The organism is Bradyrhizobium sp. HKCCYLRH2060 (assembly GCF_051168135.1).
Lineage (GTDB): Bacteria > Pseudomonadota > Alphaproteobacteria > Rhizobiales > Xanthobacteraceae > Bradyrhizobium.
The window spans coordinates 226,847-250,750 of sequence record NZ_JBNPUK010000007.1 but is presented as its reverse complement, the minus strand read 5'-3'; the positions used below and the strand labels follow the sequence as shown (position 1 = coordinate 250,750).

22 protein-coding genes and 1 tRNA gene are annotated in these 23,904 nt (G+C 65.7%); 13 read left to right on the top strand and 10 right to left on the bottom strand.

Annotated features, from left to right (window positions below; all coding sequences use genetic code 11):
* Nucleotides 1-4: 4 nt before the first annotated feature.
* The gene (locus ACQR10_RS16670) at nt 5-2,284 is read right to left on the bottom strand and encodes an arylsulfatase (RefSeq protein ID WP_316216291.1); all 2,280 of its coding nucleotides are present in this window, start codon (nt 2,282-2,284) and stop codon (nt 5-7) included.
* Nucleotides 2,285-2,452: 168 nt separating this feature from the next.
* Between ACQR10_RS16670 and ACQR10_RS16665 the strand changes: the two genes are divergently transcribed.
* From ACQR10_RS16665 to ACQR10_RS16655, 3 genes are all read left to right on the top strand, one after another.
* Complete coding sequence (locus tag ACQR10_RS16665; protein WP_316216290.1) at nt 2,453-3,163, top strand: TetR/AcrR family transcriptional regulator; 711 nt, start codon at nt 2,453-2,455, stop codon at nt 3,161-3,163.
* A gap of 181 nt (nt 3,164-3,344) precedes the next feature.
* Nucleotides 3,345-3,418 (top strand) — tRNA-Gln (locus ACQR10_RS16660).
* Nucleotides 3,419-3,647: 229 nt separating this feature from the next.
* Complete coding sequence (locus tag ACQR10_RS16655; RefSeq protein WP_316216241.1) at nt 3,648-5,876, top strand: tetratricopeptide repeat protein; 2,229 nt, start codon at nt 3,648-3,650, stop codon at nt 5,874-5,876.
* Between the two features lie 20 nt (nt 5,877-5,896).
* Here ACQR10_RS16655 and ACQR10_RS16650 read toward each other — a convergent pair whose 3' ends face one another.
* Nucleotides 5,897-7,234 (bottom strand): sulfotransferase family protein, encoded by a 1,338-nt coding sequence (locus ACQR10_RS16650; RefSeq protein ID WP_316216240.1) that lies wholly within the window; start codon nt 7,232-7,234, stop codon nt 5,897-5,899.
* 232 nt (nt 7,235-7,466) lie between these two features.
* Between ACQR10_RS16650 and ACQR10_RS16645 the strand changes: the two genes are divergently transcribed.
* A complete protein-coding gene (locus tag ACQR10_RS16645; protein WP_315803114.1) occupies nt 7,467-7,622 on the top strand; it encodes a hypothetical protein in 156 nt (51 codons plus the stop codon).
* Nucleotides 7,623-7,648: 26 nt separating this feature from the next.
* Here ACQR10_RS16645 and ACQR10_RS16640 read toward each other — a convergent pair whose 3' ends face one another.
* The 3 genes from ACQR10_RS16640 to ACQR10_RS16630 form a co-directional block, all read right to left on the bottom strand.
* On the bottom strand, nt 7,649-8,167 hold the full coding sequence (locus tag ACQR10_RS16640) for a hypothetical protein (RefSeq protein WP_315803113.1): 519 nt from the start codon (nt 8,165-8,167) through the stop codon (nt 7,649-7,651).
* A gap of 168 nt (nt 8,168-8,335) precedes the next feature.
* Nucleotides 8,336-9,253: a 3,4-dihydroxyphenylacetate 2,3-dioxygenase gene (gene hpaD, locus ACQR10_RS16635; RefSeq protein WP_315827378.1), complete on the bottom strand. Its 918-nt coding sequence runs from the start codon at nt 9,251-9,253 to the stop codon at nt 8,336-8,338.
* Between the two features lie 170 nt (nt 9,254-9,423).
* A complete protein-coding gene (locus ACQR10_RS16630) occupies nt 9,424-9,945 on the bottom strand; it encodes an Hsp20/alpha crystallin family protein (protein ID WP_315714485.1) in 522 nt (173 codons plus the stop codon).
* 488 nt (nt 9,946-10,433) lie between these two features.
* Between ACQR10_RS16630 and ACQR10_RS16625 the strand changes: the two genes are divergently transcribed.
* Together ACQR10_RS16625 and ACQR10_RS16620 are read left to right on the top strand one after the other, a co-directional pair.
* Nucleotides 10,434-12,188: an ATP-binding protein gene (locus ACQR10_RS16625; RefSeq protein ID WP_316216239.1), complete on the top strand. Its 1,755-nt coding sequence runs from the start codon at nt 10,434-10,436 to the stop codon at nt 12,186-12,188.
* 158 nt (nt 12,189-12,346) lie between these two features.
* Nucleotides 12,347-12,931, top strand: a complete 585-nt coding sequence (locus tag ACQR10_RS16620) for a peroxidase-related enzyme (RefSeq protein ID WP_316216238.1) — start codon at nt 12,347-12,349, stop codon at nt 12,929-12,931.
* A 5-nt stretch (nt 12,932-12,936) separates the two neighbouring features.
* Here the strand turns inward: ACQR10_RS16620 and ACQR10_RS16615 are convergent, their stop codons facing one another.
* On the bottom strand, nt 12,937-13,563 hold the full coding sequence (locus ACQR10_RS16615) for a ParB-like protein (protein ID WP_315803109.1): 627 nt from the start codon (nt 13,561-13,563) through the stop codon (nt 12,937-12,939).
* A 239-nt stretch (nt 13,564-13,802) separates the two neighbouring features.
* On the opposite strand from ACQR10_RS16615, the gene ACQR10_RS16610 reads away from it, so the two are divergent.
* The 7 genes from ACQR10_RS16610 (at nt 13,803) to ACQR10_RS16580 (ending at nt 19,132) form a co-directional block, all read left to right on the top strand.
* Nucleotides 13,803-14,153 carry a hypothetical protein gene (locus ACQR10_RS16610; RefSeq protein WP_315803108.1) on the top strand — a complete coding sequence of 117 codons (351 nt, stop codon included), beginning with the start codon at nt 13,803-13,805 and terminating at the stop codon, nt 14,151-14,153.
* 217 nt (nt 14,154-14,370) lie between these two features.
* Nucleotides 14,371-14,652: an acyl carrier protein gene (locus ACQR10_RS16605; RefSeq protein ID WP_006609130.1), complete on the top strand. Its 282-nt coding sequence runs from the start codon at nt 14,371-14,373 to the stop codon at nt 14,650-14,652.
* Nucleotides 14,653-14,661: 9 nt separating this feature from the next.
* Complete coding sequence (locus tag ACQR10_RS16600) at nt 14,662-15,132, top strand: 3-hydroxyacyl-ACP dehydratase FabZ family protein (RefSeq protein ID WP_315803107.1); 471 nt, start codon at nt 14,662-14,664, stop codon at nt 15,130-15,132.
* On the top strand, nt 15,129-16,334 hold the full coding sequence (locus tag ACQR10_RS16595) for a beta-ketoacyl-ACP synthase (RefSeq protein ID WP_315803106.1): 1,206 nt from the start codon (nt 15,129-15,131) through the stop codon (nt 16,332-16,334). Before ACQR10_RS16600 ends, ACQR10_RS16595 begins: the two co-directional genes overlap by 4 nt.
* 38 nt (nt 16,335-16,372) lie before the next feature.
* Nucleotides 16,373-17,647 (top strand): beta-ketoacyl-ACP synthase, encoded by a 1,275-nt coding sequence (locus tag ACQR10_RS16590; protein ID WP_409997940.1) that lies wholly within the window; start codon nt 16,373-16,375, stop codon nt 17,645-17,647.
* 16 nt (nt 17,648-17,663) lie between these two features.
* Nucleotides 17,664-18,596, top strand: coding sequence for a lipid A biosynthesis lauroyl acyltransferase (locus tag ACQR10_RS16585; RefSeq protein WP_316216237.1), 933 nt, complete (start codon nt 17,664-17,666; stop codon nt 18,594-18,596).
* Between the two features lie 158 nt (nt 18,597-18,754).
* The gene (locus tag ACQR10_RS16580; RefSeq protein WP_315803104.1) at nt 18,755-19,132 is read left to right on the top strand and encodes a VOC family protein; all 378 of its coding nucleotides are present in this window, start codon (nt 18,755-18,757) and stop codon (nt 19,130-19,132) included.
* A gap of 102 nt (nt 19,133-19,234) precedes the next feature.
* Here ACQR10_RS16580 and ACQR10_RS16575 read toward each other — a convergent pair whose 3' ends face one another.
* The 4 genes from ACQR10_RS16575 to ACQR10_RS16560 all read right to left on the bottom strand — a co-directional run bounded on the left by ACQR10_RS16575 (nt 19,235) and on the right by ACQR10_RS16560 (nt 23,887).
* Nucleotides 19,235-20,341: a polyamine ABC transporter substrate-binding protein gene (locus tag ACQR10_RS16575; RefSeq protein WP_316180696.1), complete on the bottom strand. Its 1,107-nt coding sequence runs from the start codon at nt 20,339-20,341 to the stop codon at nt 19,235-19,237.
* A gap of 12 nt (nt 20,342-20,353) precedes the next feature.
* Nucleotides 20,354-21,517: an aminotransferase gene (locus tag ACQR10_RS16570; protein ID WP_316216236.1), complete on the bottom strand. Its 1,164-nt coding sequence runs from the start codon at nt 21,515-21,517 to the stop codon at nt 20,354-20,356.
* Between the two features lie 9 nt (nt 21,518-21,526).
* Nucleotides 21,527-21,856: a rhodanese-like domain-containing protein gene (locus tag ACQR10_RS16565; protein ID WP_315714496.1), complete on the bottom strand. Its 330-nt coding sequence runs from the start codon at nt 21,854-21,856 to the stop codon at nt 21,527-21,529.
* 108 nt (nt 21,857-21,964) lie between these two features.
* Nucleotides 21,965-23,887 (bottom strand): potassium transporter Kup, encoded by a 1,923-nt coding sequence (locus tag ACQR10_RS16560; protein WP_316216235.1) that lies wholly within the window; start codon nt 23,885-23,887, stop codon nt 21,965-21,967.
* Between the last annotated feature and the right edge of the window lie 17 nt (nt 23,888-23,904).

Sequence of the window (23,904 nt, the reverse complement as noted above, 5' to 3'; positions counted from 1 at the left end):
TCAACTATTGTCGCGCCATCTCGGCGTTGCCGACGCTTTCGCCATCCAGGCTCTGCTCGTTCTGCATCGTCACGGTCACGTGCGACAGCCGTCCGGTGAATGCGAACGGCGCCGCGTAGTCCGACACCGGGCTGCCGCGATCGTGGCCGATGTCGAGCCCCGACCATGAGATCAGCGTGTGAAAGGCCAGCTGCGTCGTCAACGCGCCGGCCTCCTCGCCGTCGATCAGCAACGTGTACTGGCTCAGGCCGGTGCGCGCGCCCTTGGCCGGCTCGGTCTGCCGCCTCAGACGTTCGACGCGCACGCCCAGGCGATGCGATCCCGCCGGCACCGGGCCAACCGATCTGACGATCTCGTGGCGGCCGCCGATGTTGAGATCGTGCACGAGATGGCCGTCCTTGACGTAGAGGCTGTAGCCTGACGTGGCATCGCCATGGGCGATCAATACGCCGGATGCGCCCTCTGCATCGATCTCGACATGGGCCTCGATCAGATAGTCGCGGCTGCGCACGTCGGGGGCGACGTCGGTCGGCACATGGCCCATGCCGGCGTGGAACGTGAAGCGCGTACGCGCACCGTGGAAACGCGCGGCGTTCTCGGCAAAGCGCGGGCCGAAGCGATCGTCGAGCGGCAGCACCTGGTGCGCCTCCGCCTGCTCCCACCACAGCTTCACCAGTGCCGCGAGCCGCTCCGGCTCGGCGGCGGCGAGATCATGCGTCTCGGAGAAATCCTGCGCCAGATGGAATAGCTCCCATTTGTCGTTGTCGAACGGCGTACCGGTGGGGTGAAACGCCACCGCCTTCCAACCGTCGTGCCAGAGGCCGCGATGGCCGAACATCTCGAAATATTGCGGCACGGGCTTCGACGGCGCGGACGGATCGGTGATGGAGGCGGCGAAGCTCACGCCCTCGAGCGGCATCTGCGGCACACCCGCGATCGTGGCCGGCGCATCGATGCCGATCAGGTCGAGCAGGGTCGGCACGAGGTCGCAGGCATGGACGAACTGGTGGCGGACTTCGCCGCGCGCCGCGATGCGCTGCGGCCAGGAGACGATGAAGGGATCGCGGATGCCGCCGCCATGGGTGTTCTGCTTGTAGCGGCGCAGCGGCGTGTTCGACGCCATCGCCCAGCCATGCGGGAAGTTCGCGTGCGTATCCGGCCCGCCGATGTCGTCGATCCGCGCGAGCTTCTCGGCGACCGGCTCCGGCTTGAAGTTGAATGGTCCCATCGCGTTGACGAAGCCGAGCGGGCCGCCCTCCTGGCTGGCGCCATTGTCGGACATGACGATCACGAGCGTGTTGTCGCGCTGGCCGGTCTTGTCGAGAAAGGCGAGCAGCCGCGCCAGATGCTGGTCGGCATGATCGAGCATGCCGGCGAAGGCCGATTGCAGCCGGGTGAAGACGCGCCGTTCGTCGTCGGAATGCGCGTCCCAGGCCTTCACGCCGTCATTGCGCGGCGGCAGATCGGTATTTTCCGGCACCAGCCCCATCGCCTTCTGCCGCGCCAGCCGCTGCGCGCGCTCGGCGTCCCAGCCATGAGCGAAGGCCGGGTCGTAGCTCTCGATGATCTCGCGGGGCGCCTGGTGCGGCGCGTGGCAGGCACCGAGTGCGAGCCAGGTCAGCCACGGCAATTCCGGTCGGTCGGCGGTGTGGTCGGCGATGAAGCGAATGGTCTGATCGACCAGATCGGCAGTCAGGTGATAGCCGTCGGCGTAGCTGCCGGGCGGACTGACATGGGCGTTGTCGAGCACGAGTTCCGGCGCATATTGATCGGTTTCGGCGTCGAGGAAGCCGTAGAAGCGGTCGAAGCCGCGCCCCAGCGGCCAGCCGTCGAACGGCCCGGTCGCGCCGCTCTCGGTCAAGGGCGTCACGTGCCACTTGCCGACCATGTAGTTGCGATAGGCATGGGTGCGCAGCATCTCCGCCAGCGTCCCTGCCTCGCGCGCGATCTTGCCGCGATAGCCGGGATAGCCCGAGTCGAAATTGGCAAGGCAGCCGACGCCGACCGAATGATGGTTGCGGCCGGTGAGGAGCGCCGCCCGCGTGGTCGAACACATCGCGGTGGTGTGGAAGCCCGAATAGCGCAGGCCCTGCGCGGCCAGCGCGTCGATCGCGGGGGTGCGGATGGGCGAGCCGTAGCAGCCGAAATCGGAAAAGCCGACATCGTCGAACAGCACCACCAGGATGTTGGGCGCGCCCTTCGGCGGCTGCTGCGGCGCCGGCCACCACGGCCTGGAGCCTGCAATGGTCCTGCCGATCGTGCCACCGAATGCGGGCTCGCTCATGCCTCGTCCTCCCTCTTGCTCGCGTCCCGGCCGCGCCTGGCAGCCCGCACGAGTTGTATCGTTCTGATGGCTCTGGGATCCGCGACGTCCCGGGCAGGGGCGGCACGGCCAGGCTTGCCTCAGATCATAATCATAATTATGATTATTGTTCTAGAGGGAGCCAGCGACATGCCTCAGCGGATCGCGCCGGACCACCTGCCCGGCGTCACCCCGTCGCGGCAGCAGCGCAGCCGCGAGACGACGCTTTCCCTGCTGACGGCCGGCGCGGAGCTGCTGCACACGTGCGGCCTCGCGGAGCTGTCGATCAGCGACCTCTGTGCGCATATCGGGGCAACGGTCGGCGCCTTCTACAGCCGGTTCGACAGCAAGGAGGCCTACTTCAACGCCCTGCTCGCGCTCACCCTGGCGGACGGGCGGAAGCAGCTCTCGAGACTCCAGCCGCCCGATCCCGCCCGCGCGGGCGACCTGAGCCGGCAATGCCACCTGCTGGTGCGCGGCACCGTGCTGTGGATGCGCCGTCACAAGGGCGTGCTGCGCGCCGCGCTGGTGCGCAGCGAGCGCGGCGCGAACCACTGGAGCGGCTTCAAGGAGCTGGCACAGGCACTGTCGGAGCGTGCGGCGCTGCTGCTGCCTGGGGGCGGGCGCGCCGGCGCGGCGTCACGCACGCGGTCGGGAACAGCGGACGCGCGAAAGACGGTCGCCTTCGGCGTCCAGGTCGTGCTCGGCACCCTGGTGAACGCCATCCTCAACGATCCCGGCCCGCTGTCGATCGACGATGACGAGATTGCGGAACGGCTCGGTGCCTGTCTGGTCCTGCTGGTGCGCGGCGGCCCGGACGGCGCGCCACGAAAGCCGCGGGCCGCGAGAGGCGAGCGCTAGACCCGGCCAGCCCGTGGCGCGACGGGCGGCAGAGCACGTTGGAAATCCGTCATCCAGCGGCTTGCCAAAGCCTGATACATGCGGGTAGAAGGACGCGTCGCCGCCGCCCGAGCTTTGCCGGCCGGCGCGCAGAACGGTGCCAAACAGTCCGGCAATTGCTTGAAACTGCAGGGCATTCCGTTGGGGAATGGTGTAACGGTAGCACAACAGACTCTGACTCTGTTTGTCTTGGTTCGAATCCAGGTTCCCCAGCCAGCTTGATCATTGCCACGACGGCCTGAAGCACGACGGCCCCATCCTTCTAGTCTGAGAAGCACCCGGGCCGGTTGCCCTAGGCGCAAGATCGCGTCCCCAGGCGCGGGCACATTGCGGCGTCCGCCACCCCTTCGGCGCGCGGTCCCGCGCGTTAACGTCTGCTCATTGCGAATCGGCGAGAACGGAACAACCATTGCGAGCAATGGACCGGTTCCGTGGAGGAAAGCACTTGCAAAGCAGCGTCGGCTCCCGCGCCTTCCAGAACGCAAGGCTGCAAAAGCGGGCCAAGAAACAGGCGGACGTGCTGCTGCCGGCAGCGGTCAAGGCCTACCGCGAGGGCCGGCATCCGGAGGCTCAGGCCCTGTGCCAGCAGATCCTGCAGGACCTGCCGCACCATTTCGGCGCCCTGCATCTGCTCGGCGTGTCCGAGCGGGACTGCGGCCGCTTCGACCAGTCGGTGCGCGTGCTGACACGCGCGACCGAGATCGACCCGCGCTCGGCCGACGCCCAGTCTGATCTCGGCCTGTCGCTGTCCCGGCTCGGCCGCCACGAGGACGCTCGCGCCCGCTTCGAGCGCGCCATCGCGCTCAGGCCGAACTTCCCGGCCGCGCTCACGCATCTGGGCAACGCGCTGATGAGCCTCTTCCGTTTCGAGGAGGCGATCTCAGCGCATGACCGCGCCATTGCCCTGAAGCCCGACTATGCCGAGGCCTACGCTAATCGCGGCATGGCGCTGCTGTTCACGAGCCGCAACGACGAGGCCGGTCAGAACTTCGATCGCGCGCTGGCGCTGCAGCCGCGGTTGCTGACGGCCCTGTTCGGCAAGGGCGTGGCCAGCATGAACCTGCGGGAGTTCGATTCCGCGCTGGCCGCGCTGGATGCGGCGCTGGCGATCAATCCGAAGGCCGCCGCCGTGCTCGCCCAGCGCGGCCGGGCGTATCAGGAGATGGGCAAGTTCGACCAGGCGGAAGCCGATTTCGACGCCGCGCTCGCGCTCGAGCCGCTGCTGGAAGAAGCACTTTGCGGCAAGGCCGCGGTCACTCTCGTCCATGGCAATATCGCGCTCGCGATCTCCGTTATCAACAAGGTGCTGGCACAGAACCCGGACTCGGAGATCGCCTGGACCCTGCTCGGCGTCTGCGCTGCAGCGCAGGGCGACACCGCCACGGCGATCGAACATTACGACCGCGCGCTCGCGATCCGACCGAACCATGAGGACGCGATCACCAAGAAGATCTTCGCGCTGGATTTCCTGCCCGACACCGGGGTGGAACGTCTTCAGGAAGCGCGGAGATATTGGTGGGATGCGATCGGCTCGCGGTTAGAGCGCCGCGCGCTCGGCGTGCGAAACATCGACCCCGACCGGCGGCTTGTCGTCGGCTACGTCTCGTCCGATTTCCGCGACCATTCAGCGGCCTTTGCCTTCCTCCCCCTCCTGCGCCACCACGATCGCAACAAGTTCGAAATCCTCGCCTATTCCTGTTCGCCGATGAAGGACGCGAAGACCGACCTGTGCCGCTCGCTGGTCGATCGCTTTGTCGACGCCTCGCTGTGGGGCGACGACAAGCTCGCCGATCAGATCCAGGCCGACAAGGTCGACATCCTCGTCGACCTCTCGGGGCATTCCGCCGGCCACCGGCTCACGATGTTTGCGCGCAAGCCCGCCCCGGTCCAGGTCTCGGCCGTCGGCAGCGTCACCGGGACGGGCCTGCCCGTCATGGATTATCTGCTGGCCGATCCGGTGACGATTCCACCCGCGGTCCGGCATCTGTTCGCCGAAAAGATCTACGACCTGCCGTCGCTGATCACGATCGAACCCCCGCCTCCCATTCCGCCATCGCCGCTGCCGATGCTTCGTAACGGCCACGTCACCTTCGGCGTGTTCAATCGCATCGACAAGATGTCCGAACCTGCTCTCAGACTCTGGTCGCAGCTGATGGCTGCAACGCCCGGCTCGATCATCGTCGTCAAGAACCACTCGATGGGCGATCCCCTGCTGCGCGACCGATTGGTTGCGCGCTTCGTCGCTCACGGCATCGCCGCGGACCGCGTCCGTTGTGCAGGAAAGACGACGCGCCAGGAGCATCTTTCGATGTTCTCCGAGATCGACATCTCGCTCGATCCGTTCCCGCAGAATGGCGGCATCTCGACCTGGGAATCGCTGCAGATGGGCGTGCCTGTGGTCACCAAGCTCGGCAGCGGCCCTGCCGCCCGCGCGGGCGGCGCGATCGCCAAGGCAGTGGGCCTGGACGCGTGGGTCGCCGATGACGACGAAAGCTATCTCGCGACAGCGCTGAAATTCTGCTCGCGGCCTGCCGAGCTTGCCGCGCTCCGCGCCGAGCTGCCGGCCAGGGTCTCGCATTCAGCGGCCGGAAACGGCGCGCTCTACACGCAGCATGTGGAACAGGGATATCGGACGTTCTGGCGCGACTATTGCCGGCAAGCGCCGATCCGCTAGCGTTTCCTGTTTTGATTGGATCAGGACCGATCGGGCCGGCAGAGCCTCGCGCCCGTGCGCCGTTCCACCCATGCGAGATACTCTTCCGACCGGGCTAGCACCTGCGCCCGCGACAATCCGAATTGCTCGAGCGAGTAGACATGCTTGAAACGGCGGCTGATGGACTCCGCCTGCAAGTGCCGTCGCATGAGGGCCTCGAACTCGCCCGTGAAATCGTAGCCGAACTTCGCATAGATGGTGCGAACGGTCGCGATCGGGTCGCGAGTCAAATCCTCGAACAGGACATCGATGAATTGGCCGGATCTCGCCTCCTCGTCGGCCTGCATCATCCGGGCCATCGACTGCTCGAACAGCTCGAGCATGCGCTGGCCGAGGTCGTGGGCATCGAGGCGCGGCGTATAGGCGATCTGCATCTGCCCGATCAGGCTGGCGAGGGCCGGAATGATCTGGCAGGGATCCCGATGCAGCCGAACGATCCGCGCGTCGGGAAAGCTCTTGAACAGCACCGGAAAGAACTGCGCATGAGCCAGCGACTTGCTGACCCAGTGCTCGCCGCGATGAAACAGCTGCAGGTGCTGAACCTGACGTTTGTAGCCGGCGTACAGCATGTCCAACTCTGCCGGACTCACCCCTCGGAACCATTGCCAATAGTCCGGTGACCTCAGCCCGAGGATCATGTGCTGCGGGCCGTGCCACATCATGAGCTGGCACTCCTCGGGGGCCGCGGGGGCGAACTCATGGATCTTGTGCAGATCCGGCATCACGGCCGACCTAAAATCGGCGTGCACGCGAAGCCGGTCGATCCGCGGATCCGTCTCATACGTCTCCCGACGAGGCGGTGGCGACGGCTCCTGCAACTCCCAGAGCCGCGGTGCCCGCGCCTGGGGATCGAGGGCCAGCAGATGATGCAGAAACGTGCTTCCGGTCCGGCCGAAACCGACGAGAAACAGCGGCTTTGCAACGGGCACGTCGACGATGTCGGGGAAGTCGGCCAGATCCTGCTCGAACTGAAGATACCGCTCGAGCCAGCCATAGATGTAGTGGCTCGCCATGTAGCGGCCGAGATCGTCATAGTGGGTATCGCGTGCGATCGAGCCTGCCAGGCGCCTGATCCCTTCGAGATGAAGTTCGCTGTGCGTCCCGAGCGGCACCGAGCCGACGCGGCTTTGCGCCAGGTCGAGCAACTGATCGACGTCCAGCACTTGCCTCGCGCCAAGTTCGCGATCCAGGGAGAGCATCCTCGTCAGGAGCTGTGCGGCCTTGGGCGAGCGCAGCTCTGGAGCGACGACGATGGTTTCGTCGGAATCGACTTTCCGGCGAGGCATGGAACGCTTCCCTGGGGGCGGTGAGGCGTCCATGCTAGCGAACGGCCCGCCCGATCACAACAGAGGCGCCACGATCGAGGCTGAATGCGACGCTTGCGCTGCGTCGACGACGCTGTCCTGCCGGTCCCCGCCTCGCATCGTCTCCTCGACTTCACGATCTCGCCAAGGTGCGCCCGATCACGGAATTAACCCGTCATTCACCACGATCCTCATCCGGCCGGAACGATGCAATTTGCTTCAAATTGTCTGGCCAGGGAGACGGGACATGACCAAGCTGATGGACCTCGAAGACCAGATCGAACGCGCCGAGCGACTCGCGCGCAGCATCACCGACACGCTGACGATCGAGCGGCTGCGCCAGTTCGCGGCCGAGTGCCGGTGCGAGCGCGAGCGGCTGTCGCATCAACGCCACGCGGCCTGAAGGATCGCATCAGAGGGCGCAGCCGCTCACGAGCAGGTCGTCACCATGTTGGTGCAGAGCTGCCGCGTCCAGCCGACGCCTTTCTTGACGCGGATCCTGGCGAAGTCGCCGAAGCAGCCGAGCAGCTCGACCGCCTGGTCACCGCTCGCATGCGGGTCGAGCTTCGCGCTCGATGTGGCGTGATCGCGGTAGATGGCCGCGCCGTTCTGCAGGCCGCCGGCGCCGACGATGCTCCGATGCAGGAAGCCCCTGCCCTGAAAGATCACGGTCTCCTTGCCTTGCTCGACGTCGTTCAGCACGGCCCGGTCGATCTCGAACCAGTCACCCTGCTGCGCGGTGAGATGCACGACGATCCAGCCGTCGCTGGTCGGGTTCTTCAAGGCATTGACGATGCCGCCGCCTGGCTCCGCGCGGACATTGGCGCCGTTCGGATCGCGGTCGATGATGTCGGCCTCGACGTTGCAGGCCTCGCGATGCGGCACTTGCGCCGCCGCCATGCCCGGCACGATGAGCATCGCGGTCAGCAACAGAATTCTCGTCAGCATTGAGCGGTCACCGGCCTCCGGTCCATCCCGCATTGGTCGCGCCGCCGACGCCGCGGTTCAACACCGAGCAAATGGCGGCGACCAGCCGGGCTCACGGCGACCGCCGATCAGGTCTATCCGGAGGACATCATCGAGATGCTCCGGCATCCGGAGGTCTGGTGAGCGGCGCTACAGCCGACCGCCCGCGAGCGCGGCGGCGCGCGGCCGGCCGACGTCGTCCAGCGCCTGCGGCATCGGTGAGACCGGAAACACCGCGTTGATCTGGCCCGTCCCCGATGACGGGAAGAACGGCGTCACCACCTCGACGCCGCGGTCGTAGTGGTTCCAGCCGAGCGCGCCCAGCAGCATGGCCGTATCGTGCATGAAGCCCTCGCCATGGCCCTTGCTGGCATATTCCGGCAGCATGTCGCAGAAATCCGGCCACTCGCCGTGCTCCCACATCTGGATCACCTCGTGGTCGAGCCGCTCCAGGAACGGGCTGAACATCCGGTCGCGATACTCGTCGGCGGTGCCGTTCTGGGCGAAGCGGTGGCTCAGCGAGCCCGAGGCGAAGAAGGCGACCGTGCCGTCGTAATGATCCTCGACCGCGCGGCGGAACGCCCAGCCGAGCTTGGCGCTGTCGGCGAGATAATGCGAGGTGCACAGCGCCGAGACGGAGACGACCTTGAAGTGGCGGTCGGGGTTCATGTAGCGCATCGGCACCAAGGTGCCGTATTCCAGCGCCAGCGACGTCGCATCGTGGGCCATGGTGGCAACACCATGGGCGTTGGCGCCCTCGGCGAGGATGTGGCCCAGCTCCGGGTTGCCGTCGTATTCATAGGTCATGTTGGCGATGAAGTGCGGCAGCTCGTTCGAGGTGTAGAGCCCTTCGAAATGCGGCGCGCAATTGATGTGGTAGCCGGCATTGACCAGCCAATGGGTGTCGAACACGACGATGGTGTCGACGCCGGCCTCGCGGCAGCGCCGGCCGATCTCGATATGACCGTCGATCGCCGACTGTCGCTTGCCCTTGGCCGGACCATCCAGCTCGCTGAGATACATCGACGGCACATGCGTGATCTTGGCCGCCAGTGCGAGCTTGCCCATCCTCTCGTCTCCCTTCCGGTCGTTCCCCGGTCCGGCATCGCCGACCGTTTGCTTGGGAGGCAGATTACCCCTGCAGCTCCGCGAAAAAAAGGGCCGCGCGCGCGGCCCTTCCTCGGCGTCCGATCCATCGTCTGTCCCATGATCATGGGACAGAAAGCCACAGGATGCGGTCACGCCGCCTTGATGTCGATGGTCTTGGCGGCCTTCTGTACCTCGGGTTTCTTCGGCAGGGTGACCTTGAGCACCCCCTGCTTGAACACGGCCTCGATCTTGTCGGTGTCGACGCCGTCGGGGATCTGGAAGGAGCGTTCGAACGAGCCGAAGCTGCGCTCACGGACGTAATAGTCCTTCTTCTTCTCCTCCTTGTCCTCCTGCTTCTCGCCCTTGATCGAGAGCACGCCGCTCGCAACCTTCACCTCGACGTTCTTCTCGTCGAGGCCGGGCAACTCAGCCGTGACCTCATAGGCATTGTCGTGCTCGGCGACGTCGACCGCCGGCGCCACGGCAAAGGACCGTGCGCGGGCCAGACCCGGCAGTTGGTCGAACAGCGACGGTGTGCGCCAGATCCCGCCATGGAAGTCCTCGAACACGCGATCGATCTCGCGGCGCAGGTTCTCGAACGGCCGCCATCCCTGCATGGAGGGCGCACCTGCCTTCTCGGTGTTGACGGGCAGCTTGGTAGGTTCAGCCATAACATCATCCTCCTGCTTCACGCGAGGATCAGGTCTGCAACGGCATGGGCGCGACCAATGTCATCCGACGAGATCGGCCGGCATCCGCTCCCTCGCGCTTGACGGGAAAGATATAGCCGGCACGCCCGGGTTCCAGATTGATTGCGATCAAATCGCTGAGCGGCCGGACGGCTTTCGGATCGGTGCGGCAACCCATCCAGGTTGCTTTCGGGGTCGGGGCGTCCAGCGCCGAAGAGCCCTGAAGGAAGAGCCTTGGAGATGGTGAACCGGACGTTAACCCGAACGGCTCGCGCAACGCTTTAGGGAAGGATGCAGAAATCCTTACACTCCAAAGTGTTAGGCCCCATTGAGGAGGCGCGATCGCAACGCTCCGCGCGACCCTCCGACGGCCGGACCGGGCGCCGGCGCGTTCACAAACATTGCCCGCTTAACAAATTTTCCAGTCCCAGCAGAGAAGGTGTCAGCTCAACAATTTCACCACAGGTTTCATGACCGTGACATCCTTCGGACGCGTGATCTCGGTGCGGGGCTCCCAGGCCCGCGTCGGCATTCTGTCGAAACAGCAGATGAACGTCTCCGATATCCGCGCGACAGTCGGCCGTTTCATCAGCATTCGCTGCCCGAGCGCCACGATCATTGCGATCATCACCGAGGTGACCAGCGAGGACCTCTCGCATGCCAGCGAATACGTCGCGACGGCGTCGGTAGACCTGCTCGGCGAGATTCTCGGGCCGGCCGAACGGCCCAAGTTCCAACGCGGCGTCACCCACTACCCGACCATCGGCGACGCCGTCGACATGATCACGAGCGAGGAGCTGCGCACGATCTACACGCCGACCGCCGGCGACCACATCGACATCGGCGCGCTGCAGCAGGACACCTCCGTGCGCGCCTGTGTCAATGTCGAGGAAATGCTGTCGAAGCATTTCGCGGTGCTTGGATCGACCGGCGTGGGCAAATCGACCGGCGTGTCGCTGCTGCTCAACGAGATCCTGAAGGCGCGGCCGAACCTGCGCATCTTCCTGCTCGACGTCCACAACGAATACGGCCGCTGCTTTGGTGAAAAGGCGCTGGTGCTGAACCCGCGCAACCTGAAGCTGCCGTTCTGGCTGTTCAATTTCGAGGAGATCGTCGACGTCCTGTTCGGCGGCCGGCCCGGCGTGCCGGAAGAGCTCGACATCCTGGCCGAAGTGATCCCGCTGGCGAAGGGCATCTACACCCAGTACCAGAACACGGACCGCATCGGGCTCAAGCGCGTCGACCCCAAGATGGTCGGCTACACCGTCGATACGCCGGTGCCCTACCGCCTCGTCGACCTGATCAACCTGATCGACGAGCGGATGGGCAAGCTCGAGAACCGCTCCTCGCGCATCATCTATCACAAGCTGATCTCGCGCATCGAGACCGTACGCAACGACCCGCGCTACGCCTTCATGTTCGACAACGCCAATGTCGGCGGCGACACCATGGCCGAGGTCATCAGCCACCTGTTCCGCCTGCCCGCCAACGGCCGGCCGATGACGGTGATGCAGCTCGCCGGCTTCCCGGCCGAGGTTGTCGATTCCGTCGTGTCGGTGGTGTGCCGCATGGCGTTCGATTTCGGGCTGTGGAGCGACGGCGTCTCGCCGCTGCTGTTCGTCTGCGAGGAGGCCCACCGCTACGCCTCCGCCGACCGCTCGATCGGCTTCGGCCCGACCCGCAAGGCGATCTCGCGCATTGCCAAGGAAGGCCGCAAATACGGCGTCTATCTCGGCCTGATCACCCAGCGGCCGGCCGAGCTCGACGCCACCATCATCTCCCAGTGCAACACGCTGTTCACGATGCGCCTCGCCAACGAGCGCGACCAGTCGCTGCTGCGCTCGGCGGTGTCGGACGCCGCCGCCAACCTGCTCTCCTTCGTCCCCTCGCTCGGCACCCGCGAGGTGCTGGCGTTCGGCGAAGGCGTCGCGCTGCCGACCCGGCTGCGCTTCAAGGAGGTGCCGCTGCATCAATTGCCGCGCAGCGAGGCGACGATCGCCACCGTCCGCTCGGTGAATGCCGGACACGACATGCATTTCGTCAGTGCCGTGCTGGAGCGCTGGCGCGGAGCGACCTCGAGCCGGGACGCCTCGAGCGGCGACGGCGGCGCCGGCAACCTCGGGGATCGAGGAAATATGTCCGCATCGCTGGACGCGCCAATGCTGCAGCCCTCGATGGGCCTCGATCCGGACCGCTTCTCCCTGTTGAAGAAGCCGCTGCGCTAAACACGGCGGCCGCCGCTCTCAAATCCCGGTCGACGACGCCCCGAGGAGGCGTTGCGGCCACGTCGCCAAAAGCAAGGTGATGGGCTGAGCTGGACCGTTGCGCCTGCGCGGCGATCGACTAAGGTTCGCCCCCTGCCACGCACGCCGGACCCGTTGCCATGACGCAAGCTCCCATCAGCCGCTTTCCCGTTCCCGCAATCGACGCCTTGCCGGACGACATCCGCACCCGGCTGCTCGGCGTGCAGGAGAAGAGCGGCTTCGTGCCCAACGTGTTCCTGACACTCGCGCACCGGCCGGACGAGTTCCGCGCGTTCTTTGCGTATCACGACGCGCTGATGGATAAGGACGGCGGGCTGACCAAGGCCGAGCGCGAGATGATCGTGGTGGCGACCTCGAGCGCCAACCAGTGCCAGTATTGCGTCATCGCGCATGGCGCGATCCTGCGCATCCGCGCCAAGAGTCCCCTGATCGCCGACCAGATCGCGATCAACTACCGCAAGGCCGACATCACGCCGCGGCAGCGGGCGATGCTCGATTTCGCGATGAAGGTGGCGCTCGAGGCGCAGACCGTCGGCGACGCCGATTTCAAGGCGCTGGCCGGCCACGGTTTCAGCGACGACGACATCTGGGACATCGCCGCAATCGCGGCATTCTTCGCGCTGTCGAACCGGATGGCGAATGTCACAGGCATGCGGCCCAACGACGAGTTCTACCTGATGGGGCGGCTGCCGAAGACCAAGTGAGGCGATCAGTCGTCCGACGCCGGCCCGCACCAGCCGGGCAGATAGACCGCGTCGTGGCTCTTTGCGGCCGCCAGCGCGTGCTCCATGGCGGCGGCGAAATGGGTCTCGACCGTCTTGCGCTTGACCTTGCGGCGCAGGAAGTCGGCCCATAGGAACTCGCTGAACGGCGTCGTGTCCTTGGCAAAGCCGCCGGCGCGGCGCAGCTCACCGGCCAGGCTGCGGAACGGATCGTCCTTCAGATTCGCGACGGTCTTCGGCAGGTCCTTGAAATGCCGCCGCACGCCCTTGGCGTCGTAAGGATAGACCCAGCGCTTGTTATCCATCACGCCCCAGAACGCCTCCCGATCGACCATCGAGAGGTCGCCGATCACCGTGACCAGCACATCCTTGACGCCCTCGTCATGGAGCGCGCGGGCGAGGTGATGGTGGTCGACGACGTAGTGCCGCTCGTCGGGACCGAGCACCACCGGGATCATGTGCTTGCCGAGCAGCTCGGCCTGCTTCTTCTTCGACTTGTGCTCGCGCCAGCGCTCGCGCTTCTCCTTCACCTCGCGCATGCCGACGGTCATCTGGGTCGGGCGCAGCGACAGGATCGGCACGGGATGAAGCAGCGGCTCGCGGGTATTGGCCATGGCTGGGCTTCCAGGGGGATGATCAGCATTATGCCACGCCTGCCGAGCCGTTCCAGCGCATCTTCCCCGAGCTGCGACGCCGTTCGGACCGACCGTGGCAGGTTCCAATCACCCGCGGAGCAGGCGCCGACTGGATGCATCCGAGGAGGGAGATGTTTTGCTGATGCAGCTCAATTATGGCAAAGTTTCTTTGTGAGAGGTTGGGCCCGCGTGCTAAAAAGGACCATCGGAGTCGAGGCATGAAGTCCCAGCGCCCCATTGCAGCGGAGGAAGAGCATCGCGTGGTGCCGTTCCGGCCGCGCAGCAGTCCGGTGCGGCGCGCGGCCGAGGGCGGCAGTCCGCCGATTCAGCTGCACCGGCGCGAGCAGCCGACACTCGATCTCTCCCGGTATGAGCAGCCGCGTGAGGAGCCCGATGACTTCCGCCACCGCATCCTGGCCAACATCGCCGCCATCGCCTTCACGGTTGCGTTGACCGCGATCGGCATCTGGCTGGCGATGAGCATTGCCGACCTGCGCAAGACCCAGGACTGCCTGCTGACCGGACGGCGCGACTGCGCCCGCATCATCACTGAGACCTACACGCCCTGATCCCCTGCTGGACGCGGCTGCCGCGGCCGGCGGGGCATCACAATCCCGCCACAACCGCCGTGTCCGGCTCCATTGAACTCACCGCGTCGCTCCGATATACGGGCACACGACTCCCCGGGCGACGGGGGTAAAAGGGCTCGCATCAGACGCCCCCGGGGGCGCGGTGTCCTCCCGTCGCCACCTACCGGATTAGCTCCAAAATATCAAAGGCTTAGTGATGTCCTCAACATTCGATCAGGTCGCCACGATCATCGCTGAAACCTGCGACATCCCGCGCGACACGATCACGCCGGATAGCCACGCCATCGACGATCTGGGCATCGACAGCCTCGATTTCCTCGACATCGCGTTTGCGATCGACAAGGCCTTCGGGATCAAGCTGCCGCTCGAGAAGTGGACGCAGGAAGTCAACGACGGCAAAGCCAGCACCGAGCAGTATTTCGTGCTGAAGAACCTGTGCGCCCGCATCGACGAGCTGGTCGCCGCCAAGGGCGCGTGAGCGCCTGCCATGCAGATCGAATACTTCCTGCTCATCGACCGCATTCTCGATCTTCGGCTGGACGAGAAGGCCATCACCGTCGAAGCCAAGGTCCCCACCGAAAGCACGATCTTCGAAGGGCATTTCCCGGGCTATCCGATCATGCCCGGCGTTCTCCTGATCGAATCGATGGCGCAGACATCGGGCTGGCTGCTGCTCGCGCTCATGAAGTTCGAGCGGATGCCGTTCCTCGCCGCGGTCAAGGAGGCCAAGATGCGCGGCTTCGTGTCGCCGGGCGAGGTGCTGACCGTCGAGGCCAACGTGCTGCACGAGGGCTCCGGCTATGCCATGACCGAAGCGCGCGTGAAGGTCGGCGGCAAGCTACGCTCGAACGCGACGATCACCTTCAGCCACGTCCCCTTCCCCAATCCGGAGCTGCGCGGACACATGGACGCCGTCGCCGAGCGCGTCGGCTTTCCGCAACAGGTCCTACAGCGATGAGTGAGACGACAGCCGTGACCTCCGAGCCCGTCGAAGTCTGGATCACCGGTATCGGCCTTGCGACCTCGCTCGGCGAGGGACTCGATGCGAACTGGGAGGCCCTCAACGCCGGCCAGATCAACGTCGACGAGCAGGGTTTTGCACCCTACATCGTGCATCCCTGGGCCAAGGTGAATCTGGAAGCGCAGATCCCGAAGAAGGAGCAGCGCCAGATGGAGGCGTGGCAGCGCATCGGCACCTATGCCGCCGGGCTTGCGCTGGATTCCGCCGGCCTCAAGGGCAACAAGGACATCCTGTCCCGGATGGACATGATCGTGGCCGCGGGCGGCGGCGAGCGCGACATCTCCGTCGACACCGCGATCCTCAACGCGGAGGCCCAGGGCAATTGCACGCCCGGCTTCCTGAACGACCGGCTGATGAGCGACCTGCGCCCGACCCTGTTCCTGGCGCAGTTGTCCAACCTGCTCGCCGGCAACATCGCGATCTCGCACGGCGTCTGCGGCACCTCGCGCACCTTCATGGGCGAGGAGGTTGCGGGCGTCGACGCGTTCAAGATCGCCTTGGCCCGCATCGCCGGCCGCCAGAGCGACATCGCGCTGGTCGGCGGCTCGCACAATGGCGAGCGCAAGGATCTGCTCGTGCTGTACGAGTTCGGCGACTACAATCTGAAGAACGAATTCAAGCCGGTCTGGTCCCGCAAGGACCATCCGGGCTTCGCGCTCGGATCGGCCGGCGCGTTCCTGGTGCTGGAATCCAAGCCGCATGCGGAGGCCCGCGGCGCCAAGCCGCTGGCGCGGCTCAGCAAGGTCGTCGCCGACCGCGCCCGCCGCAAGGAGGCAGGCGCGGTGACCGGAACGCTGGACCGTCTATGGTCGGCGCTCGACGTCCACGAGGCCCCCGGCGCCATCATCACGGGCGCGACCGGTGCGGAGCCGGTGACCTCGGAGGAGCGCGCCTTCCTCGACCATCACAAGGCGTTCGCGGTGCGCTCGAGCGGGACCCGCTTCGGCCACACGATGGAAGCGCATTTCGCGCTTGGTCTGGCGCTTGCCGCACTTTCGATCTCGCGCGGCGCCCTGTTCGCACCGGGCGACGCCTCGGGTGTGGAGGCAGAGATGAAGGAGGCTCCGACCCAGATCGTGGTGGTCGGCGCCGGCCACTACCGCGGCGAAGGCATGGCCTTGGTCGAAGCAGTCAAGTGAACACGGTACGGCCTTAAGAAGACGCGACGGGGGACATCATGAGTGTACGCGACAAGTTTGGACGCCCCATCGTGGTCGTGACCGGGATGGGCATCGTCACCTCCCTTGGGGCCGGCAAGTCCGATAATTGGAACAAGCTCGTGGCCGGCGAGTCCGGCATCCGCACCATCACGCGCTTTCCGATCGACGGCTTGAAGACGACCATGGCCGGCACGGTCGATTTCGTCCCCGTGGCGCCGTTCACGTCGACGGGCCTGTCCGAGCGGCTCGGCCACATGGCCGTCGAGGAAGCCATCGCGCAGGCTGGAATCGGCAGCAAGGGCGACTTCCCGGGCCCGCTGTTTCTCGCCGTGGCGCCCGTCGAGATCGAGTGGCCGCAGCGCCTGGAGCTCGCGCATGAGGTTGGCGGCACTCAGTTCACCTATGACGACCTGCTGAAGGTCTGCGGCGGCGGCAAGTTCGTCAACTATCACCACCGCTTCCTGTTCGGCTCCGTCGCCGATTCGCTGTCCGACACCTTCGGCACCAAGGGCTCGCCGATCTCGCTGTCGACTGCCTGCGCCTCCGGCGCGACCGCGATCCAGCTCGGCGTCGAAGCCATCCGGCGCGGTGAGACTGACGTCGCGCTATGCGCCGCCACCGAAGGCTCGGTCAATCCGGAAGGGCTCGTGCGCTTCTCGCTGCTGTCGGCGCTGTCGACCCAGAACGACCCGCCGCAGGCCGCCTCCAAGCCGTTCTCCAAGAACCGCGATGGTTTCGTGATGGCCGAGGGCGCCGGTGCGCTGGTGCTGGAAAGCTACGACGCGGCCGTGGCGCGCGGCGCCAAGATCCTCGGCGTCGTCGCCGGCTGCGGCGAGCTGACCGACTCCTTCCACCGCACCCGTTCCTCGCCGGACGGCAAGCCGATCATCGGCTGCATCCGCAAGGCGCTCGCCGATGCCGGCATGGCGCCGGAGCAGATCGACCATATCAACGCCCACGGCACCGCCACGCCCGAGAACGACAAGATGGAATATGTCGGCGTCTCCGCCGTGTTCGGCGAGCACACCGGCAAGATCCCGGTGTCGTCGAACAAGTCGATGGTCGGCCACACCATCTCGGCGGCCGGCGCGGTCGAGGCGATCTTCTCGCTGCAGACGCTCGAGCATCAGCGCATTCCGCCGACCATCAACTACGACATTCCGGATCCCGCGATCCTGTTCGACGTCGTCGGCAACAAGGCCCGCGATGCGCGCGTCACCACCGTGATGTCGAATTCGTTCGGCTTCGGCGGCCAGAACGCCTCGCTGATCCTGACGCGCGAACCGGCCTGATCCGCCTGTCACATCGATGAGTCTCCTGCCCCTCCGGACCAAGCTCGTGATCCGCCGAGCCGTGAAGTCGGCCGGGGCGTCCGCCGTCGGCGCGCTGACGGTCGGCATGCTCAGGACCACGCGCTATTTCGATCCGCAGAAGACGGCCGACCGCTTCGCGCGCCTCGCGCAGTGGATCGGTCCGCGGCTGCGCGAGCAGCGCATCGGCCGCGACAATCTCACGGCGGCCTTTCCGGAGAAATCGCCCGAGGAGATCGAGAAAATCCTCGCCGGCGTGTGGGACAATCTCGGCCGCGTCGGCGCCGAGTTCGCCCATCTCGACAAGATCTGGGATTACGACGAGGCTCATCCGGAGCGCAGCCGGATCGAGCTGTCGCCGCGCACCCATGAGCTGTTTCATCAGCTCCGTCTCGACGGCAAGCCGGCGCTGATCTTTGCCAGCCACCTCGCCAATTGGGAGATGCCGGCGCTGGCGGCGGTCGCCCATAAGCTCGATACGGCGATCCTCTATCGCCGGCCCAACATCGCCGCCGCCGACCGCATCATCCAGGAGATACGGCAGGTCAAGATGGGCACACTGGTCCCGGCCGGCCGCGACGCGCCGCTGCGGCTGGCACAGGCGCTGAAGAACGGCCAGCACGTTGCCATGCTGGTCGATCAGTACCTGACCGGTGGCGTCGAGGTCACCTTCTTCGGCCGCAAGACCCGCGCCAATCCGATGCTGGCCCGTCTGTTACGCCAGGTCGACTGCCCCGTGCACGGCGTCCGCATCATCCGCCTTCCCGGCAACCGCTTCCGCGCCGAAGTATCGGAGGAGGTGAAGCCGGTCCGGACGGCCGATGGTCAGATCGACATCCAGGGCACGACGCAGGCGATCACCGACGTCGTCGAGAGTTGGGTGCGCGAATATCCCGAGCAATGGCTCTGGCTGCATCGACGCTGGCGGTAGCCCGCGCCCGGACAAATTCCGCTGCGGGGAAGCAGCGCTGCAGCACCATTTACCGCTGACGGGCCCTTCAAAGAAAACGCTTACCTCATCCATCGACGCTCGCTACCTTGGTCGCGTATCCGACGGCTGTTCGGAAGCTCCAGGGAGGACAAGCGCGAATGTTTTCGCATGTGATGATCGGCACCAACGACCTCGACAAGGCCAAGGCCTTCTACGACAAGCTGCTCGGAACGCTCGGCGTGAGGCCGGCACGGGTCGACGGCCACCGCATCTTCTACATCACGCCGACCGGCATTTTCGGGGTGTCGAAGCCGATCAACGGTGAGCCGGCCACGCACGCCAATGGCGGCACGATCGGCTTTGCCTGCAACTCACCTGAGCAGGCAGACGCCTGGCATGCGGCCGGGCTCGAAGCCGGCGGCACCAGCTGCGAAAATCCGCCCGGCGTTCGTGAAGGCTCCGCCGGCAAACTCTATCTGGCATATCTGCGCGACCTCGACGGCAACAAGCTCTGCGCGATGCATCGGCTGGGGTAATCCCGCGGAGTCATTGCGAGGAGCAACGCGACGAAGCAATCCAGATCTTCTTCTCAGCCCTGGATTGCTTCGCAGCGTTCGCAATGCCGGCAGCAGCGCTGGCTACCGACCGGTCTTCACCTTCGTCCAGAGCCGGTTGATGACGCGCTGCGTCGCGGGCTCGCGGGCGGTGATGACGAACAGCTTCTTCAGCGTCGTCTCATCCGGATAGATGTTCTTGTCGCCAAAGATTTTTGGATCGATCAGCTTCTGGCTCGCCAGGTTGCCGTTGGCATAGGACAGGAAGTCGGAGTTCTTGGCCGCGACCTCGGGCCGGTAGAGATAATTGATCAGCGCATAGGCTTCGGCCACGTGCGGAGCGTCAGTGGGAATCGCAAAATTGTCGAAGAACATCTGCGCGCCCTCTTTCGGGATTGCGTAGCCGATCTCGACGCCGTTCTTCGCTTCTTCCGCGCGGCTGCGCGCCTGCATGATGTCGCCGGACCAGCCGACGACGAGGCAGATCTCGCCGGTGGCGAGCGCGCTTAAGTATTCCGACGAATGAAACTTGCGCACGGATGGTGCGACCTTGCCGACCACCTCGGCCGCCTTCTCCAGATCGGCCTGCCTGGTCGAGTTCGGGTCGAGGCCAAGATAGTTCAGCGCCGCCGGAAAGATGTCGTCGGCGGAATCCAGCATGTGGACGCCGCAGTCCTTGAACTTGGCGAGGTTCTCCGGCTTGAACACCATGTCCCAGCTGTCGATCCGCGCGCCGGGCCCCAGGATCTTCTCGACCGCCTTGACGTTGTAGCCGATCCCGGTCGTGCCCCACATGTAGTTGGCGGCGAACTGATTGCCGGGGTCGTAGGTCGCCAGACGCTCGGTCACGGCGGGCCACGCATTGACGAGATTGGGCAGCTTCGACTTGTCGAGCGGCTGGAATATCTTGGCCTTGATCTGGCGCTGCAGGAAGTACGCGGTCGGCACCACGACGTCGTAGCCGGATTTGCCGGCGAGCAGCCGCGTCTCCAGGGTCTCGTTGGCGTCGAATGTGTCGTAGACCACCTTGATGCCGGTCTCCTTGGTGAAGTCGTCAAGGACACCGGGCGCCATGTAGTTCGACCAGTTGTAGAAGTTGACGACGCGCTCCTCTGCGCGACCGGCCGCCCCCGTGAGCGTCAGCGCCGCGACAGCCAGCGCCAGAGCCGAACCCATGCAGCCGCGCGTCATCACTCGTGTCTCCTAGCGCCGGTGGATGGCGTCCGAGAGGCGCTCCAGCGCCGTATCCAGGGTGGCGTCCTTCTTGGCGAAGCAGAACCGCACCACGGACGTCACGGCATTCGTCTCGTAGAACGCCGACACCGGGATGGCGGCCACCTTGTAGTCGTTGACGATGCGGCGGCAGAACTGCTCGTCGGTCTCGTTGAGGCCGAGCGGCGAAAGGTCGACGGTCAGGAAGTAGGTCCCCTGCGCCTTCAGCACGGGAAAGCCCAGGCTTTCGAGACCGGCCGTGAGCCGGTCGCGGCTGCGCGCGAGCTCGCTGCGCATGTTGATGAAATAGTCGTCGGACTTGCCGAGCCCGTAGGCGACCGCGACCTGCAGATTCGGTGCCGTCGTGAAGGTCAGGAATTGATGCACCTTGGCGGCGACGCGCAGCAGATGCGGCGCGGCGCAGACGAAGCCGATCTTCCAGCCCGTCAGCGAGAAGATCTTGCCGGCCGAGCCGACCTTGATGGTGCGGTCGCGCATGCCGGGAATGGTGATCAGCGGGACGTGCGCGCGGCCGTCGAACACGACGTGCTCCCAGACCTCGTCGCAGATCGCGACCGCGTCGAACTCCTGGCAGAAGCGCGCCAGCAGCTCGAGATCCTCGCGCGGGTAGACCACCGCGGCCGGGTTGAGCGGGTTGTTGAACAGCACCGCCTTGGTCTTTGGCGAGAACGCCTGCCGCAGCATCTCCTCCGACAGCCGCCAGTGCGGCGGCTCCAGACGGACGAGGCGCGGAATGCCGCCGGCCTGGCGGATGATCGGCAGATAGGAGTCATAGACCGGCTGGAAGCAGATCACCTCGTCGCCCGGCTCCACCACCGACAGGATCGCCGACGTCAGCGCCTCGGTGCCGCCGGAGGTGACCATGACCTCGCTCATCGGATCGAGATCGAGCTTGTGCCAGTGCTTGTAGTGCGCGGCGATGGCCTGGCGCAGCTCCGGCAGGCCCATCATCGACGGATACTGGTTGTAGCCGTTGAGGACCGCGTCGGCCGCGGCACGGCGGATATCCTCCGGACCCGGATCGTCGGGAAAGCCCTGCCCCAGATTGATCGCGTCGTTGTCGCGCGCGAGCTGCGACATCTGCTCGAAAATGGTGACGGGCAGGTCGGCAAAGACCTTGTTCTGCGAGATCATGATCGCCTGTCAGCCGCCAGTCCTGGTCGGCAGGCCAGCCGCCTTCCAGCCGAGCATACCGCCCTGGAGATGCTTGTCGTAGGGCAGACCGGCGGCCTGCGCGGCCAGCGAGGCCGTCACCGAGCGCTTGCCGGAGCGGCAGGCGAACACGACGTCCTTGCCTTGCGGATCCGGGATCAGCTTCGGGTCGAAGCCCGACAGCGGAACGACGACGCCGTCGGGATAGGCTTCCGCAGAAACTTCATTCGGCTCGCGCACGTCAACCAGAAGAATTCGCCCTTCCGCGATCCCCTGGGCCACGTCCTGCGGGGTCAAATCGTGCACAACAGCCACGCCCATCCTCCAAGCCTTCAGCAGGGCCATATCGGCCCCGATCCGGTCGCCAAACTCACCCCAGACGCACCGAAAATCAAGCGCTTCGGCACGCTGAGGAGACGGGTCTCGAGCTCAGATCGTAACCTGGGTGCCGACCTCCACCACCCGTCCGCTCGGGATCTGAAAATAGTCGGTCGCGTCGTTGGCGGAGCGGCTCATCGAGATGAACAGGTGATCCTGCCAGCGCGGCATGCCTGAATGCGCAGCCGGCTTCAGCGCACGTCGCGACAGGAAGAACGAGGTCGACATGATGTCGAACTGCCAGCCGAGCTTGCGCGCGATCGCAAGTGCCCGCGGCACGTTGGGCGATTCCATGAAGCCGAAGCGCAACGTCACCTTGGAAAACGTCGGACTGATCTGCTCGAGGCGAACCCGTTCGGACGGCTCGATGCGCGGCGTCGGCGCGGTCTCGATCGTCAGGATGACGTTCTTTTCGTGCAGCACCTTGTAGTGCTTGAGGCTGTGCATCAGCGCGGTCGGCGCGCTCAAGGGATCGCTGGTCAGGAACACGGCGGTGCCGGCCACCCGTTGTGGCGGACGCTTCTCAAGCATGGTCACGAGATCGGCGAGCGGGAATTCGAGCTTGCGCGACTTGTCGAACAAGAGCCGGCTGCCGCGCCGCCACGTGTACATCAGCGTCATCACGAAGCCGCCCAGCGCCAGCGGCACCCAGCCGCCTTCGAACACCTTCAGGAGGTTCGCCGCCAGGAAGGTCAGATCCAGGAACAGGAACGGCGCGATCAGGGCGGCCGCCGCAATCGGCGACCATCGCCAGACCTTCCAGATCACGACGAAGCCCATCATGGCGGTGACGACCATGGTGCCGGTGACCGAGATGCCGTAGGCCGAGGCGAGCGCGCTCGATGACTTGAACATCAGCACCAGCAGCATGACCGAGATCAGCAGCAGCTTGTTGATGCGCGGAATGTAGATCTGGCCCGAATGCGCCTCGGAGGTGTGGCGGATCTCGAAGCGTGGCAGCAGGCCGAGCTGAATCGCCTGACGCGTCAGCGAATAGGCACCGGTAATGACGGCCTGGCTCGCGATGACGGTCGCCATGGTGGCGAGCGCGACCATCGGGATCAGCGCCCAGTCCGGAAACATCAGGAAGAAGGGGTTCTCGATCGCCTTCGCGTCGGCGATCACCAGCGCGCCCTGCCCCAGATAGTTCAGCGCCAGCGACGGCAGCACGATGAACAGCCAGGCGGTTTGGATCGGCCGCTTGCCGAAATGGCCGAGGTCGGCATACAGCGCCTCCGCGCCGGTGACGGCCAGAAACACCGCGCCGAGCGTGATGAAGCCGATGATGCCGTGATGCAGCATGAAGGTCACGGCATTCAGCGGGTTGATCGCCCACAGCACCTCGGGATGGCGCAGGATCGGCGGCAGCGCCGCGATGCCGATCACCAGGAACCAGATCAGCATGATCGGGCCGAAGAACGCAGCAACCTTGGCCGTTCCGCGCGCCTGGACAGCGAACAGCGCGACCAGAATCACGACGGTCAACGGCACGACGTAGGGCTCGAACGCCGCCGTGACCAGCTTGATGCCCTCGATCGCCGACAGCACGGACAGAGCCGGCGTGATCACCGCATCGCCATAGAACAGCGCGCCCGAGATGATGCCGAGCAGCACGATGATGCTGGCGCCGCGCGCGACTCCGCGCTGGGCGAGCGCCATCAGCGCCAGGGTGCCGCCCTCGCCGTGGTTGTCGGCGCGCAGCAGGATCACGACGTATTTGAGGGTCACGACGACGATGAGAGCCCACAGGATGAGCGAGATCACCCCCATCACGGCGTGAGGCGCAGGCTCGCCGCTGCTGCTCGCAGCCAAGACCGCTTCACGCAACGCGTACAGCGGGCTGGTGCCGATGTCGCCATAGACGACACCGATGCTTCCCAGTGTCAGCGCCGCGAAGCTCGCCGTGGAATGGGCGTTGCCATGCCCGTTGGTCGCCGGCGCTTCCGCGGGCGTAGCTGCGACGTCGACTGTCATGGGGTAGCCCCCTCGAG

Excerpts from the sequence above, each read along its gene's own strand:
- ACQR10_RS16560 (WP_316216235.1), bottom strand. The coding sequence starts at position 23,887 with ATGACAGTCGACGTCGCAGCTACGCCCGCGGAAGCGCCGGCGACCAAC.
- ACQR10_RS16620 (WP_316216238.1), top strand. The coding sequence starts at position 12,347 with ATGACGCAAGCTCCCATCAGCCGCTTTCCCGTTCCCGCAATCGACGCC.
- ACQR10_RS16605 (WP_006609130.1), top strand. The coding sequence starts at position 14,371 with ATGTCCTCAACATTCGATCAGGTCGCCACGATCATCGCTGAAACCTGC.
- hpaD (WP_315827378.1), bottom strand. The coding sequence starts at position 9,253 with ATGGGCAAGCTCGCACTGGCGGCCAAGATCACGCATGTGCCGTCGATG.
- ACQR10_RS16590 (WP_409997940.1), top strand. The coding sequence starts at position 16,373 with ATGAGTGTACGCGACAAGTTTGGACGCCCCATCGTGGTCGTGACCGGG.
- ACQR10_RS16640 (WP_315803113.1), bottom strand. The coding sequence starts at position 8,167 with ATGCTGACGAGAATTCTGTTGCTGACCGCGATGCTCATCGTGCCGGGC.
- ACQR10_RS16625 (WP_316216239.1), top strand. The coding sequence starts at position 10,434 with ATGACCGTGACATCCTTCGGACGCGTGATCTCGGTGCGGGGCTCCCAG.
- ACQR10_RS16630 (WP_315714485.1), bottom strand. The coding sequence starts at position 9,945 with ATGGCTGAACCTACCAAGCTGCCCGTCAACACCGAGAAGGCAGGTGCG.
- ACQR10_RS16570 (WP_316216236.1), bottom strand. The coding sequence starts at position 21,517 with ATGATCTCGCAGAACAAGGTCTTTGCCGACCTGCCCGTCACCATTTTC.
- ACQR10_RS16580 (WP_315803104.1), top strand. The coding sequence starts at position 18,755 with ATGTTTTCGCATGTGATGATCGGCACCAACGACCTCGACAAGGCCAAG.
- ACQR10_RS16615 (WP_315803109.1), bottom strand. The coding sequence starts at position 13,563 with ATGGCCAATACCCGCGAGCCGCTGCTTCATCCCGTGCCGATCCTGTCG.
- ACQR10_RS16595 (WP_315803106.1), top strand. The coding sequence starts at position 15,129 with ATGAGTGAGACGACAGCCGTGACCTCCGAGCCCGTCGAAGTCTGGATC.
- ACQR10_RS16575 (WP_316180696.1), bottom strand. The coding sequence starts at position 20,341 with ATGACGCGCGGCTGCATGGGTTCGGCTCTGGCGCTGGCTGTCGCGGCG.
- ACQR10_RS16600 (WP_315803107.1), top strand. The coding sequence starts at position 14,662 with ATGCAGATCGAATACTTCCTGCTCATCGACCGCATTCTCGATCTTCGG.
- ACQR10_RS16645 (WP_315803114.1), top strand. The coding sequence starts at position 7,467 with ATGACCAAGCTGATGGACCTCGAAGACCAGATCGAACGCGCCGAGCGA.
- ACQR10_RS16610 (WP_315803108.1), top strand. The coding sequence starts at position 13,803 with ATGAAGTCCCAGCGCCCCATTGCAGCGGAGGAAGAGCATCGCGTGGTG.
- ACQR10_RS16585 (WP_316216237.1), top strand. The coding sequence starts at position 17,664 with ATGAGTCTCCTGCCCCTCCGGACCAAGCTCGTGATCCGCCGAGCCGTG.
- ACQR10_RS16565 (WP_315714496.1), bottom strand. The coding sequence starts at position 21,856 with ATGGGCGTGGCTGTTGTGCACGATTTGACCCCGCAGGACGTGGCCCAG.
- ACQR10_RS16665 (WP_316216290.1), top strand. The coding sequence starts at position 2,453 with ATGCCTCAGCGGATCGCGCCGGACCACCTGCCCGGCGTCACCCCGTCG.
- ACQR10_RS16670 (WP_316216291.1), bottom strand. The coding sequence starts at position 2,284 with ATGAGCGAGCCCGCATTCGGTGGCACGATCGGCAGGACCATTGCAGGC.
- ACQR10_RS16650 (WP_316216240.1), bottom strand. The coding sequence starts at position 7,234 with ATGGACGCCTCACCGCCCCCAGGGAAGCGTTCCATGCCTCGCCGGAAA.